Origin of the sequence: Spiribacter sp. 1M189 (assembly GCF_040838345.1) — a bacterium.
Lineage (GTDB): Bacteria > Pseudomonadota > Gammaproteobacteria > Nitrococcales > Nitrococcaceae > Spiribacter > Spiribacter insolitus.
This window is the reverse complement of record NZ_JBAKFF010000001.1, coordinates 1,207,313-1,220,266: the sequence shown is the minus strand read 5'-3', so window position 1 is coordinate 1,220,266 and position 12,954 is coordinate 1,207,313. Positions and strand designations below refer to the sequence as shown.

Sequence of the window (12,954 nt, the reverse complement as noted above, 5' to 3'; positions counted from 1 at the left end):
CCTGGATGGCGCGGGCGCTGCAACTGGCCGAACGCGGGCGCTGGACCTGCGACCCCAACCCGCGGGTGGGCTGTGTGCTGGTGCGCGATGGCGAGTGCATCGGCGAGGCCTGGCATGCCCGGGCCGGCGAGCCGCATGCCGAGATCCTGGCGCTGCGCGCGGCAGGCGGCGATACGGCCGGGGCCACCGCCTATGTCACCCTCGAGCCCTGCAGCCACTACGGACGCACCCCGCCCTGCGCCGATGCCCTGATCGAGGCCGGCATCGCCCGGGTGGTCGCGGCCGCCACCGATCCCAATCCGCGGGTGGCCGGTCGCGGGCTGGATCGCCTTCGCGAGGCCGGTGTGGCCGTCACAGCGGGTCTGATGGCCGAGCACAGCGAGCGCCTCAACCCCGGCTTCTTCCGCCGCATGCGCGCGGGACTGCCCTACGTCCGGGCCAAGCTCGCCGCGAGCCTCGATGGGCGCACGGCGATGGCCTCGGGCGAGAGCCGCTGGATCACCAGCGATGCCGCCCGTCATGACGTCCATCGCTGGCGGGCCGGTAGCGGGGCGATCGTCACCGGTGTCGACACGGTCATCGCCGATGATCCGCAGCTCACCGTGCGCGATGTCGAGGCGGACTTCCTACCGCCGCGCCGCGTGGTCATTGATACCGATCTGCGCACGCCGCCGGATGCCGGGATGCTGGCCGACGAGCGCGGCGTTGTGCTTATTCATGGCGGTACGATGCCGGCACGCGAGCCCGACCTGGTGCATGCCGGCGCGGAGCTCTGGCACGTCGCCCCGGGCGAGGACAGCCATGTCAGCCCAACCGCGGCGCTGGAGGTGCTGGCCGGCGTCGAGATCAACGAGGTGTGGATGGAGGCCGGCCCGCGGCTGACCGGCGCCTGGATCCAGGCCGGCCTGGTGGACGAGCTGATCGTCTACCTGGCGCCGCATCTGATGGGGCATGAAGGGCGTCCGCTGCTGGCGCTCTCCGGGCTGGAGGTGATGACGGATCGCCTGCCGCTCACCTGGATGGATCAGCGCCGCGTGGGCGAGGACCTGCGCCTGACGCTGCGTGTGCGCGAACCCGAGGAGGTGTGAATGTTCACCGGCATTATTCAGGCCGCGGGAACCCTGCAGGAAAGCCGTGAGACCGGCGGTGACCGCCGCATGCGGTTCGATGCCGAGGGGCTCGATCTGCAGTCGGTGGCCATTGGCGACAGCATTGCCGTGAACGGCTGCTGCCTGACCGCCGTCGAGGTGGATGGCAAGGGTTTCGCCGCGGATGTCTCGCTGGAGAGTCTGGCCCGGACCACCCTCGGCCGCCTCGCGCCGGGCGATCGGGTCAACCTGGAGACGGCACTGACCCTGTCCACGCCGCTCGGTGGCCATCTGGTCAGCGGCCATGTGGATGGCGTCGGCGAGGTGGTCTCGCGCACGCCGGATGGTCGCTCCGAGCGCTGGCGCTTTCGCGCGCCGGAGGCGCTCGCCCGGTACATCGCCGAGAAGGGTTCCATCGCCATCGAGGGCATCAGCCTGACGGTCAACCGGGTGGATGGCGCCGAGTTCGATGTCAACATCGTCCCCCATACATCGGCGGTGACCACGCTGGGAGATTATGACCCGGGCCAGTCGGTGAACCTCGAGGTCGACCTCATCGCCCGCTACCTGGAGCGGCTGATGCAGGGCGGTGAGGACGTGAATCGCGGCGGAGTGAGCGAGGCATTGCTGCGGCGCAGTGGCTTTCTTGAGGATTAGGCATGGCGTTTAACACGATTGAGGAGATCATCGACGAGCTCAGCGCAGGGCGCATGGTGCTCATGCTCGATGACGAGGATCGCGAGAACGAGGGCGACCTGCTCATGGCCGCCTCCATGATTCGGCCGGATGATGTCAACTTCATGGCCCGCTACGGCCGTGGGCTGATCTGCCTGACCCTCACCCGCGAGCGCTGCGAGCAACTGCGCCTGCCGCTGATGGTCTCGGGCGCCGGCGACCACCAGGGCACCCGGTTCACGCTGAGTATCGAGGCGGCGCGGGGTGTTACGACGGGCATCTCCGCGGCGGATCGGGCCCGCACCATCCAGGCCGCGGTCTCGCCCCAGGCGGCGCCCGAGGACATCATCCAGCCGGGGCATGTCTTCCCGCTCATGGCGCAGCCCGGTGGCGTGCTCACCCGGGCCGGGCACACCGAGGCCGGCTGCGATCTGGCCCGGCTCGCCGGCTTCGAGCCGGCGGCGGTCATCGTCGAGGTCCTCAACGAGGACGGCACCATGGCCCGGCGCGACGATCTGCTTGCCTTCGCCCGCGAGCATGACATCAAGATCGGTACCGTGGCTGACCTGATCGCCTACCGCATTCGCAACGAGCGTACCGTCGAGCGGGTCGCCGACTGCGAGCTGCCCACCGAGTACGGGCGGTTCCATCTCTATGCCTATCAGGACACGGTGGATGGCGCACTGCACTTCGCCCTGCTGCGCGGCCAGACCGACCCGGAGACACCGGCGCTGGTGCGCGTACAGATAGAGAACACGCTGGCGGATCTGTTCGGCGCGACGGCGCCGGATCAGACCTGGTCGCTGCGCGAGTCGCTGGCCGAGATCGGGGGCAGCGACCAGGAACCGGTCTGTCTGTTGATGCTGCGCCGTGCAGACGATCGTGATGAGGTGCTCGCTCGCATGCGCGAGTTCCAGGCGCTCTCCCTGAGCGGCGAGATGACGCCGGAGCCGCGTGAGTCCAGCGAGGAAAGCCAGGCGCTGCGGACCTATGGGATCGGGGCGCAGATTCTCACGGATCTGGGCATCCGGCGCATGCGCGTTCTCTCCACGCCCAAGATCATGTACGGCCTCTCCGGTTTTGGCATGGAGGTGGTCGATTACGTCCAGACCGCGAGCGAGGCCGAGCCGTCGGCCTGATCGGCGGTTTCCACGGGGCGCATGGCGGTTTAGGCTTGCGCCCGTCCACAGAACGACAACGGTATGAACATGAAGACCCTCGAAGGTGATTTCACGGCCAACGATGCGCGGATCGCGCTGGTGGCCACTCGTTTCAACGACTTTATCGTCGACCCGCTGGTCGGCGGCGCCCGGGATGCCCTGGTCCGCCACGGCGTCGCCGACGAGGCGCTCACCCTGGTGCGGGTGCCGGGTGCCTGGGAGCTGCCGCTGATCGCCGACCGGCTGGCGGCCTCCGGCGACTACGACGGCATCGTCGCCCTGGGCTGCGTGATTCGCGGCGGGACACCGCACTTCGAGTACGTCGCCGGCGAATGTGCCAAGGGGCTTGGTCAGGTCAGCCACCAGCGCAGCGTGCCCGTTGCCTTTGGTGTGCTCACCACCGACAGCATCGAGCAGGCCATCGAGCGGGCCGGCACCAAGGCCGGCAACAAGGGTGCCGAGGCGGCCATGTCACTGCTCGAGATGATCAGTCTCCTGCGCCGTCTGTGAACCATGCGAAGGCCAACCGCGCCCGGGCGCGGGCCCGCCGGCGCGTGCTCCAGGCGCTCTATCAGTGGCAGTTGACAGGGCAGGACCCCGCCGACATCCAGCGGCAGTTCCTCGGCGAGCATCGCCTGGGCCGGATGGACCTGGACTATTTCTCGGAGGTCTTCCGCGGCATTACGGATGAGGCGGACAGCCTGGATGCGGCGTTCGACCGCTATCTCGATCGCCCGGCGCGCAACCTCGATCCGGTGGAACGCTCGCTGCTGCGCCTGGGCACCTATGAGCTGCGCGAGCGTCTGGAGGTACCCTACCGGGTGTGCATCGACCAGGCAGTGGAACTGGCCAAGGCGTTCGGCGCCGAGCAGAGCCATCGCTACATCAACGGCGTACTTGACCGCGTCGGCCGCGACCAGCCCCTGCGGGCCGCCGAGCTGAAGACTCGGCGGCGCTGACCGGTCAACGGCATGGCCGGCTGTTCCGAATTCCAACTCATCGAACGCTACCTGGCCCGGCTGGGTGCCATCCGTGACGACGTCCTGCTCGGGCCCGGGGATGACGCCGCCATCACCCAGCCCGGCGATCGGCCCCTGCTGATGGCCCTCGATACCCTGGTCGAGGGGGTGCATTTCCCGGCGGATCTGCCGGCTTACTGGGTCGGCTACCGGGCGCTGGCGGTGAACCTGAGTGACATCGCCGCCATGGGCGGTGAGCCCTGCTGGGCGCTGCTGGGCCTGACGCTGCCGGCGCCGGACGAGCCCTGGGTGGCTGAATTTGCCGATGGCCTTGGGTGTCTGGCACGGGATAGCGGTGTAGCCCTGATCGGCGGCGATGTGACCCGTGGGCCATTGACCGTGAGCCTGCAGATCACGGGTCGGGCCGCGGGTGTCGCCCTGCGCCGGGATGGTGCCCATCCCGGGGATGTGGTCTGGGTGTCCGGGCGGCCGGGCGAGGCCGCCGCCGGCCTGGCGGTCTGGCAGCAGGACGGAGACCGGGAGCTGGCACACTGGCGGGGGCTGCAACAGGCCTTCATTGCGCCTCGGCCGCGGGTGGCACTGGGTCAGGCGCTGGCCGGCGTGGCCAGTGCCGCCATTGATCTCTCCGATGGTCTTGCCGCCGATGCCGGTCATATCGCCGAGCGCAGTGGTGTGGCGCTGCATCTCGATCCGGCCTGCTGCCGGCCCTCGGCGCGGCTGCAGCGCTGGGCGGGAGAGGCCGGGGCGCGTCGCCTGCAGCTCGGCGGGGGGGACGACTACGAGCTCTGCTTTACCGCGCCGCGCGGGGCCGGGGGAGCGGTGCGGGCCGCCGCCCGGCGTGCGCGCACGCCGGTGCGCTGCATCGGCGAGGTGCGCCAGGGCGAGGGCGTCTGGTGGGGTGATGAGCGCATCCTCGAGGCCGCCGCCGGCTACCGCCATTTCGCGGATTGAGTCTGTTGTGGCACCGGTACCGCACCTGAAGTATGCTTTATGCGTGAGAATCCAACTCCGGAGGAGTGGTTGCGACGGCGACCAAAGGCAGGACAGCCAATGAGCGATTCCGATCTCTCGGACTTTCGTATCTCCAGTCTCCGCCAGGCCTGTGCCCATTGCAGCCTGAATCAGCTCTGCCTTCCCATGTCGCTCAGCGAGGCGGATATCGAGCAGCTCGATTCCATCGTGGAGCGCAGGCGGCCGCTGCAGCGGGGCGATCACCTGTATTGGGGCGGAGACAACTTTCAGGCCATTTATGCCGTGCGCTCGGGTTCGCTGAAGACTTACACCACGACCGAAGAGGGCGAGGAGCAGGTCACGGGCTTTCACCTCCCCGGGGAGCTGGTGGGGCTCGATGCCATCAACACCTGGGTGCATCCCTGCTCGGCGGCGTCGCTGGAGACCACCAGCATCTGCGAGCTGCCGTTCGAGCAGCTCGAACATCTGGCGGCGGATATTCCAGGGTTGCAGCGCCAGTTGCTGCGCCTGATGTCCAAGGAAATCTTCGCCGACCAGGAGATGCTCTTCGCCATGGCCCGGCGCAGTGCCGAGGAGCGCCTGGCGATGCTGCTGATGAGCTTCTCCGATCGCTTTGCCCGACGCGGTCTGTCCGCCACGCGCTTCCGCCTGCCCGTGGCGCGCAGCGATCTGGGCAACTACCTCGGGCTCGCGCCGGAGACCATGAGCCGGCTGTTCCGGCGCTTCTCCGATCAGGGCTGGCTGAAGGCCGAGGGTCGGGAGATCCAGCTCATCGAGCCGGATGCGCTGAGCGAGCTGGCCGGTCGCGGGATGATTGAGGAGCCCGCCGAGCCGCGGCGCGGCGACGGCACCGACTAGACTCGCATAGAGGATCGGTGCCGCATCGCTGGCCGCAACGCTACATCATGCCGGTCTGCAGCTTCGCCGCCTCCGACATCATCTCAAAGCTCCACGGCGGATCGAAGACGATCTCCACCTTGACCTCCTCGATGGTCGGGATCTGTCTGACTTTCTCGCGCACATCATAGGCCAGGATATCGCCCATGCCGCAGCCCGGTGCGGTGAGCGTCATGTCGATGTCCACCGACCGGGTGCCATCGTCGTTGAGCGTGATATCGCAGCGGTAGACCAGCCCCAGCTCGACGATGTTGATGGGGATCTCCGGGTCGTAGCAGCGCCGCATCTGATCCCAGACGAGCTGCTCGACGTCCTCTGCCGAGGCGTTATCCGGGAGCTCCGGCGTCGGCTCCGGCTCCTTGCCGATGGCATCGGCATCCTTGCCGTCAATGCGGAACAGATTGCCCTGGATGTAGACGGTATAGCTCCCGCCCAGCGCCTGGGTGATCATGCCTTCCGCCCCCTTGGGGATGATGCCGGTGTCTCCGGCCGGGATCAGCGCCGCCTCGCAGTCGCGCTCGAAAATCACCGGCTCGTTGCTTTGCATCGCCATCCTTGAAACCTCTTCGGACTGAGTCCGATAAGGATATCATCCGGCGTTTTGTTGTCCGACCCGGGGAGAAATGCAGGCGCGGATCGCGTATGCTGAATTGGGAATTCTTTAGCCAGGAGGCTATGTCATGAGCGACAACGTCCACCATCTCTCGCCGCTGCTGCGCCAGTCCAGCGACATTCTGGTCGAGCGCGCGCAGGGCATGTACGTCTACTCCGAGGATGGCGGCAAGTACATGGACTTCGCGTCGGGGATCGGCGTGCTGAGTACCGGCCACTGCCACCCGCGGGTCGTTGAGGCGGCGAAGGCGCAGATCGACAAGGTGGTCCACGCGCAGTACGCGATCATGAAGCACCGCCCGATCCTCGAGCTCTCGGATCGGATCGTCGAGCTGCTGCCCGATCATATTGACAGTGTTTTCTTCTCCAATGCCGGTACCGAGGCGGTGGAGGCGTCCATCCGTCTGGCCCGGCAGGCCACCGGCAAGCCCAATATCATCGCCTTCCGCGGCTGCTTCCACGGCCGCACCATGGGCTCGCTGTCCACCACCACCTCCAGCGCGGCGGTGCGCCAGGGCGTCCAGCCGATGATGGGCGGCGTGGTGACGGCGCCGTTCCCGGATACCTACTGGTACGGGATGAGCGAGGACGAGGCGGCGGATTTCGCACTGCGCGAGCTCGACTACATCCTGCAGGTCCAGAGCACGCCCATGGAGACGGCGGCGATGCTCATCGAACCGATCCAGGGGGAGGCGGGCTATATTCCGGCCAACACCAAATACATGCAGGGTCTGCAGGAGCGCTGCGAGAAGCACGGCATTCTGCTGATCATGGACGAGGTGCAGTCGGGCAACGGCCGCACCGGCATGATGTGGGGCTACGAGAACTTCGGCGTCGAACCGGATGTGGTGGTCTCCGCCAAGGGCGTCGCCAGTGGCTTCCAGCTCTCGTTCATGGCCGCCCCGGCGGAGCTCATGAGCAAGGCGCTGCCGGGTTCCCAGGGCGGGACCTACGGCGGTAACGCGGTAGCCTGTGCCGCCGGTCTGGCCACGCTGGATGTCATGCGCGACGAGAAGCTCGTCGAGAACGCCGCCGATCGTGGTGCCCAGCTCTGGGCGCGGCTCGAGGATGTGCAGAAGCGCCATCCGGAAATCGGCAACATCTCCGGCAGGGGGCTGATGATCGGCACGCATCTGGTAGACGCCCACGGCAAGCCCGATGGTGACCGGGGCGCGAAGATGCTCAAGGCCTGCGAGCACCGCGGACTGCTGATGATCCGCTGCGGCCCATGGGGCGGCAATGTGATCCGCTGGATTCCGCCGCTGATCGTCACCGCCGAGGAGATCGACTGGGCGGTGGATCAGTTCGAGGCGGCCCTTGTCGAGACGGGCAGCGGCGAACAGCCCGAGGCCATGCGCAGCACCGGCTGATTTCCTTCCCTGCCGCTCGTGGCGCCGCTGCGGCGGCGCCCGGCGCGAACGACAAGGCCCGGCTTAGCCGGGCCTTTTTTGATTCGGGATCGACGAATTGATGCGCACTTCTCTGCAAAGTCTGGCGGGTCATCGCTATCTGCTCGGTTTCGGTTTCCTGCTGGCATTTCTCTCCGGGTCCGGTCAGACCTATTTTATTTCGCTGTTCGGGGGCGAATTGCGGCAGGCCTTCGCCCTCAGCAATGCGGAATTCGGTGGCCTGTACTCCGCCGCCACGCTGGCGAGCGGCGTGCTGGTCATCTGGCTTGGACGCGGCGTCGACCAACTCCCGCTGCCGCTGTTCACGACCGGAGTCATGGCGGGCGCCGCCCTCGGGGCGGTGATGCTGGCCGTCGCACCGGGTGCCCTCTGGCTGGTTCCAGCGTTCCTGCTCCTGCGCCTGTGTGGTCAGGGGTTGATGATGCATGTCGCGCAGACGACCATCGGGCGCCGGGTGACGACGGCACGGGGCACCGCCATCGGCGCGGTGACGCTTGGCCTGCCCAGCGGCGAGGCGCTACTGCCCGCGCTGGCGGTGGCGTTAATGGCAGCGTTTGGCTGGCGGGGGAGTTGGTGGGTCGTGGCAGCGCTGTTGCTGGTGGTGGCCTTGCCGGCCTGCCTGCTCCTGCTGCGACAGCATGCGCGCCTGCCAACGCCGTTATCCGCGGCCGGGGGAGATGACGCCTCTTCATCTCCACCCACGGCAGCGCCGGTGCCGGACTGGACGCGGGCGGCCGTGCTTCGCGATGCGCGCTTCTATCGCATCCTGCCGGCGCTGCTGGCGCCGCCGTTTCTCATCACGGCGCTGTTCTTCCACCAGGTCCCCATCGCCACCGCCAAGGGCTGGAGCCTCGCCTGGGTGTCCACGGCATTCGTGGTCTTCGCGCTGGCGCATGTGAGCGCCCTTGCGCTGAGTGGGACGCTGGCGGACCGGATCGGCGCACCCCGGTTGCTGCGGCTCTATCTGCTGCCCATGCTGGCGGCGCTCCTGGTGCTGGGTTTCATGCGCGGTGATGCCGCGGCCATGCTCTACCTGGGGCTGACGGGTACCAGCGTGGGGGCAGCCGGCACGTTGATGGGAGCACTCTGGCCCGAGCTCTACGGCATCCGTCACCTGGGGGCCATCCGGGCGATGGCGCATGGCGCGATGGTGCTCAGCACGGCGGCGGCGCCGGTGCTCATTGGTGTCCTGCTGGATGCCGGCGTTGGTGTACCGGGGTTGTCCGTGGCGTTGGCGGGCTATGTGGTGGTGGCTATCCTGTTGATCCCGCCCGTGCGGGCGCTGACCGCCCGGGATCCGGGCGGCCAGGTGTCGGGCTGAGGACGCTGATTCAGCCCACCGGGATGGTCTGCGTCTCGGTGAACTCGAACAGCCCCTCGAGGCCACCCTCGCGGCCGAAGCCGGACTGTTTCATGCCACCGAAGGGCGCCTCCGGCGTCGGTCCGCTGCCGGTGTTCAGCGCCGCATGGCCGAAGCGCAGACGCTCGATCACCCCGTAGCCCCGCGCCTCGTTGGCGGTGAAGACATAGCAGGCGAGGCCGAAGTCGGTGTCGTTGGCCATATGCACCACCTCGGCGTCGTCGGCAAAGGTGATGATCGGCACCAGCGGACCGAAGGTCTCCTCGCGGTAGCAGGCCGCCTCGGCCGGGACGTCGAGCAGCACCGTCGGCGGGTAGAAGGTCCCGGCCAGGCCACTCGCATCGCCCTGGTAGACCTGTTGCGCGCCCCGGGCCACGGCATCCTCCACGTGCCGCTGAACCTTGGCCACGGCGTTCTCATCGATCAACGGGCCGAGGCGCGTGCCCTCCTTCATGCCATCACCCACGGTCAGGGCCTTGACCCGCTCGGCGAGCTTGTCGGCGAAGGTGGCCGCGACATCGCCATGCACGAAGATGCGATTGGCGCAGACACAGGTCTGGCCACCGCCACGGAATTTGTTGCCGATGAGCTGATCGGCGGCATGATCGAGATCGGCATCATCGAAGATGATGTAGGGCGCATTGCCGCCCAGCTCGAGGGTGAGGCGCTTGACGCCGGGGGCGGACTGGCGGATCAGCTCGCGGCCCACCTCGGTGGACCCGGTGAAGCTGATCACCCGCACGGAAGGTGCATTGAAAAGCGCATCCGTGATCGGCCCCGCCGAGCCCATGACCAGGTTGGCCTTGCCCGCGGGCAGCCCGACCTCGCGCTCGAGCAGGGTGAACAGCGCGATCATGGTCAGCGGTGTCTTCGACGAGGGCTTGATGACGCTGGGGCAGTCGGCGGCGATGGCCGAGGAGAGCTTCTTGGCGATCATGCCAATGGGGAAGTTCCACGGCGTGATCAGCCCGACCACGCCGGCGGGTCGATAGTGGACATGCCAGGTACAGTCACGCGGACGCTCGTCGAGCGTGTGCGGCGCGAGGGCGTCGATGTGGGCGGCGGCATAGCGGAAGAAGCCCGCGGCGTAATCCGCCTCGCCCTGGGCCTCGGCCAGCGGCTTGCCGTGCTCCATGCACAGAATCCGGCCGATCTCCTCGCGGTTGGCGATCAGCGCATCGGCAATGGCGTCCAGCCAGCGGCGGCGCTGCTCGCGATCGGCGGGCTGCTCCAGGGCGGCCTCGGCCGCGGCGATGGCCCGGCTGGTCTCGTCACCCCCCATGGCGGCGACGTCCGCCAGATGGCCATTGTCGACCGGGTTGGTCACGGCGAGCGTGCGGCCACTGTCGGCCATGACCCATTCGCCGTTGATGTAGCCGCCGAGTGACGGGAGCAGGGGAGAGTCGATCATGAAGCGCCTCGTTGCGTTGAGTTGGGTGAATCAGGTGGAGGGGACAAAGCCGTGGGCCTTGTCCACCGGGTTGTTCAGGGGCTCGCCGGCATGCCAGCGCCGGAAGTTGTCAATGAACTGCTGTGACAGGGCGCTTTTCCAGCCAATGAAATCGCCCGCCATGTGCGAGGAGATGTGCACATTGGGCAGATCCCAGAGCGGGTGCGCCGGCGGCAGTGGCTCCTGCTCGAAGACATCCAGTGCGGCGCCGTCGATGGCCCCGTCGCGCAGCGCGTTGACCAGCGCATCGGTCTTGACGATGGGGCCGCGGCCGATGTTGACCAGACGTGCGCCGGGGTGCATGGCCCGGAACTCGGCCTCGCCAAAGAGGCCTTCGGTATCGGCGGTGAGCGGCGCGGCAATGACCACGAAATCATAGTCCGGCAGCAGCGAGAGCAGATCGGCCTGGGCGTAGATCGCGCCGAAGTCCTCATCCCCCGGCCGGGCGCGGCGGCCGACGCCATCCGGGCTCATGCCCACGGCGCCGCACAGGCGGGCGATCTGGCGGCCGATGGAGCCGGCGCCCACCACCAGCACACTGCGTCCGGCCACTGGCTCGGTCTCGCGATGCTGCCACTGATGGGCCTGCTTGAGTTGCCAGTTGCCGGCAAAGTCCTTGCAGAAGGCGATGATCTGGCCGAGGACGTACTCGGCGATGCAGCGATCGAAGATGCCGCGGGCATTGGTCACCGGAATGTCGCTCTCGCGCACCGCCGGGATCAGCAGTGCATCGACGCCGGCGCTGGTGGCGTGGATCCATTCCAGGGCGTCGGCGGCCGGCCATGCCTCGGCCAGGGCCTCGGTGCGAAAATCGGTGACACAGAGCACCCTGGCACCGGGGAGCGTGGCACGGAGGCTTTCGGCATCCTCGGCGACCTGCAGCTCGGCGACGTCTTCGAGCGCATTCATCCCCTCGGGAAGCCCCTCGCCAGGCGCGGTGAGGACAACAATTTTGGGCCGGGCCTCGGTCATCGAATGCTTCCCTTTGTGGCAGGTTGGACCGCAAGGACGGTAAACACCCCCGATGCACCGCGTCAACTGCGTCAGAATGCGCTCTCAGGGGGCTTGACCACTTTCCTCGCGAGGTCTAGCTTCGCCTTGATATCCGACGTTGTTCCGACCTGCAGCAAAAGGGGATCCGATTATGGTGAATCCGGTGGAGATGGAGCAGGGTGATCAGGCCGAAGGGCCGCTGTTCAGCCCCTCCCTTCAGGCCATCCCGATGCCCGGCATCCGGCGGATGATCAACACCGCCGCCGGCATGGAGGATGTCATCCATCTTTCCATCGGCCAGCCCGACTTCCCGACGCCGCAACATATCGTCGAGGCGCATATTGACGCACTGCGCGACGGGTACACGGGCTACACCATGGACGCCGGCCTGCCGGAGCTGCTCACCGGACTGGCGCGGTACTACAGCGCGCGCTACGACCGCGAGCTCACGGAGGACAATTTCCTCGTCACCACCGGCGCCACCGAGGCGATGTATCTCGCGCTCACCGCCACCGCGGCACCGGGCCGGCAGTTCATCGTCACCGATCCGACCTTCCTGCTCTATGCCCCGCTCATCCGCATGAACGGCGGCGAGGTGAAGATCATCCCGACGCGCCCCGAGCATGGCCATCAGATCGACCCGCAGGAGGTGATCGACGCCATCGGCATGCGCACCTTCGCGATCGTGCTCAACTCGCCGAGCAACCCGAGCGGGGCGGTCTATCCACGCGAGACCATCGAGGCGATCGTCCAGGAGGCGGCCTACCGTGGGGTCTACGTCTTCGCCGACGAGGTCTATGACCACATCCTGCTCGAGGAGGGGATGGAGTTCCCCAGCGTGATCAACTGCACCTCGGATCTCGATCATGTGATGTCGATCTCGAGCTTCTCCAAGACCTTCAGCATGGCGGGATTCCGCATCGGCTGGATGATCTCCAGCCAGGGCGCGATCAAGAAGCTGCGGCGCTATCACATGTTCACCACCACGGTGGCGAGCACCCCGGCGCAGTGGGCCGGCGTGGCGGCACTCAAGGGTGACATGGCCTGTGTCGACGAGATGAACGCCGAATACCGGCGCCGTCGCGACCGGGTGGTGGAGCTCGTCAGCGAGACGCCGCATCTCACCGGCTACGTCCCGCAGGGAGCGTTCTACGTGTTCCCCTCGCTGCCGCCCCGGACCGATGCCACCGATCTCTCGCTACGCATGCTCGAGGAGACCGGCGTGTGCGTGATCCCGGGCGATGCTTTCGGCGATACCTGCAGCAACGCCATCCGCATCAGCTTCTCGAACTCCATGGAGAACATCGAAGAGGCGTTCGCGCGGATGCAGCCCTGGCTGGCGAACCAGAAGTTCTGAG

13 protein-coding genes are annotated in these 12,954 nt (G+C 67.4%); 10 read left to right on the top strand and 3 right to left on the bottom strand.

All coding sequences use genetic code 11. The features are described from left to right. Nucleotides 1-5: 5 nt before the first annotated feature. The 7 genes from ribD to fnr all read left to right on the top strand — a co-directional run bounded on the left by ribD (nt 6) and on the right by fnr (nt 5,733). Entirely contained in the window at nt 6-1,088 is a 1,083-nt protein-coding gene (ribD, locus tag V6X30_RS06140; RefSeq protein WP_367984551.1) for a bifunctional diaminohydroxyphosphoribosylaminopyrimidine deaminase/5-amino-6-(5-phosphoribosylamino)uracil reductase RibD, read from the top strand. Beyond that, nucleotides 1,089-1,745 (top strand): riboflavin synthase, encoded by a 657-nt coding sequence (locus tag V6X30_RS06135; protein ID WP_367983741.1) that lies wholly within the window; start codon nt 1,089-1,091, stop codon nt 1,743-1,745. Nucleotides 1,746-1,747: 2 nt separating this feature from the next. After that, nucleotides 1,748-2,902 carry a bifunctional 3,4-dihydroxy-2-butanone-4-phosphate synthase/GTP cyclohydrolase II gene (ribBA, locus tag V6X30_RS06130; RefSeq protein ID WP_367983740.1) on the top strand — a complete coding sequence of 385 codons (1,155 nt, stop codon included), beginning with the start codon at nt 1,748-1,750 and terminating at the stop codon, nt 2,900-2,902. Nucleotides 2,903-2,965: 63 nt separating this feature from the next. Further along, nucleotides 2,966-3,433 (top strand): 6,7-dimethyl-8-ribityllumazine synthase, encoded by a 468-nt coding sequence (gene ribH, locus V6X30_RS06125; protein ID WP_367983739.1) that lies wholly within the window; start codon nt 2,966-2,968, stop codon nt 3,431-3,433. Then, nucleotides 3,430-3,882 (top strand): transcription antitermination factor NusB, encoded by a 453-nt coding sequence (nusB, locus tag V6X30_RS06120; RefSeq protein ID WP_367983738.1) that lies wholly within the window; start codon nt 3,430-3,432, stop codon nt 3,880-3,882. Before ribH ends, nusB begins: the two co-directional genes overlap by 4 nt. Nucleotides 3,883-3,894: 12 nt before the next feature. After that, nucleotides 3,895-4,854, top strand: a complete 960-nt coding sequence (gene thiL / locus V6X30_RS06115; RefSeq protein WP_367983737.1) for a thiamine-phosphate kinase — start codon at nt 3,895-3,897, stop codon at nt 4,852-4,854. Between the two features lie 99 nt (nt 4,855-4,953). Beyond that, nucleotides 4,954-5,733 (top strand): fumarate/nitrate reduction transcriptional regulator Fnr, encoded by a 780-nt coding sequence (gene fnr, locus V6X30_RS06110; protein WP_367983736.1) that lies wholly within the window; start codon nt 4,954-4,956, stop codon nt 5,731-5,733. A gap of 40 nt (nt 5,734-5,773) precedes the next feature. Here fnr and sufT read toward each other — a convergent pair whose 3' ends face one another. Beyond that, nucleotides 5,774-6,325: a putative Fe-S cluster assembly protein SufT gene (gene sufT / locus V6X30_RS06105; protein ID WP_367983735.1), complete on the bottom strand. Its 552-nt coding sequence runs from the start codon at nt 6,323-6,325 to the stop codon at nt 5,774-5,776. Between the two features lie 127 nt (nt 6,326-6,452). Between sufT and V6X30_RS06100 the strand changes: the two genes are divergently transcribed. Then, entirely contained in the window at nt 6,453-7,754 is a 1,302-nt protein-coding gene (locus V6X30_RS06100; RefSeq protein ID WP_367983734.1) for an aspartate aminotransferase family protein, read from the top strand. Nucleotides 7,755-7,854: 100 nt separating this feature from the next. Next, nucleotides 7,855-9,114, top strand: coding sequence for an MFS transporter (locus tag V6X30_RS06095; RefSeq protein WP_367983733.1), 1,260 nt, complete (start codon nt 7,855-7,857; stop codon nt 9,112-9,114). A gap of 10 nt (nt 9,115-9,124) precedes the next feature. Here the strand turns inward: V6X30_RS06095 and V6X30_RS06090 are convergent, their stop codons facing one another. Both V6X30_RS06090 and V6X30_RS06085 read right to left on the bottom strand, forming a co-directional pair. Then, nucleotides 9,125-10,564 (bottom strand): NAD-dependent succinate-semialdehyde dehydrogenase, encoded by a 1,440-nt coding sequence (locus V6X30_RS06090; protein ID WP_367983732.1) that lies wholly within the window; start codon nt 10,562-10,564, stop codon nt 9,125-9,127. 30 nt (nt 10,565-10,594) lie between these two features. Next, on the bottom strand, nt 10,595-11,575 hold the full coding sequence (locus V6X30_RS06085; RefSeq protein ID WP_367983731.1) for a D-2-hydroxyacid dehydrogenase: 981 nt from the start codon (nt 11,573-11,575) through the stop codon (nt 10,595-10,597). A 172-nt stretch (nt 11,576-11,747) separates the two neighbouring features. Between V6X30_RS06085 and V6X30_RS06080 the strand changes: the two genes are divergently transcribed. Then, complete coding sequence (locus V6X30_RS06080) at nt 11,748-12,953, top strand: pyridoxal phosphate-dependent aminotransferase (RefSeq protein WP_367983730.1); 1,206 nt, start codon at nt 11,748-11,750, stop codon at nt 12,951-12,953. Nucleotide 12,954 lies beyond the last annotated feature (1 nt).

What these genes read in the sequence shown, in the direction of transcription:
- ribD (WP_367984551.1), top strand. Translation starts at nt 6, where the DNA reads ATGGCGCGGGCGCTGCAACTGGCCGAACGCGGGCGCTGGACCTGCGAC.
- V6X30_RS06135 (WP_367983741.1), top strand. Translation starts at nt 1,089, where the DNA reads ATGTTCACCGGCATTATTCAGGCCGCGGGAACCCTGCAGGAAAGCCGT.
- ribBA (WP_367983740.1), top strand. Translation starts at nt 1,748, where the DNA reads ATGGCGTTTAACACGATTGAGGAGATCATCGACGAGCTCAGCGCAGGG.
- ribH (WP_367983739.1), top strand. Translation starts at nt 2,966, where the DNA reads ATGAACATGAAGACCCTCGAAGGTGATTTCACGGCCAACGATGCGCGG.
- thiL (WP_367983737.1), top strand. Translation starts at nt 3,895, where the DNA reads ATGGCCGGCTGTTCCGAATTCCAACTCATCGAACGCTACCTGGCCCGG.
- fnr (WP_367983736.1), top strand. Translation starts at nt 4,954, where the DNA reads ATGAGCGATTCCGATCTCTCGGACTTTCGTATCTCCAGTCTCCGCCAG.
- sufT (WP_367983735.1), bottom strand. Translation starts at nt 6,325, where the DNA reads ATGGCGATGCAAAGCAACGAGCCGGTGATTTTCGAGCGCGACTGCGAG.
- V6X30_RS06100 (WP_367983734.1), top strand. Translation starts at nt 6,453, where the DNA reads ATGAGCGACAACGTCCACCATCTCTCGCCGCTGCTGCGCCAGTCCAGC.
- V6X30_RS06095 (WP_367983733.1), top strand. Translation starts at nt 7,855, where the DNA reads ATGCGCACTTCTCTGCAAAGTCTGGCGGGTCATCGCTATCTGCTCGGT.
- V6X30_RS06090 (WP_367983732.1), bottom strand. Translation starts at nt 10,564, where the DNA reads ATGATCGACTCTCCCCTGCTCCCGTCACTCGGCGGCTACATCAACGGC.
- V6X30_RS06085 (WP_367983731.1), bottom strand. Translation starts at nt 11,575, where the DNA reads ATGACCGAGGCCCGGCCCAAAATTGTTGTCCTCACCGCGCCTGGCGAG.
- V6X30_RS06080 (WP_367983730.1), top strand. Translation starts at nt 11,748, where the DNA reads ATGGTGAATCCGGTGGAGATGGAGCAGGGTGATCAGGCCGAAGGGCCG.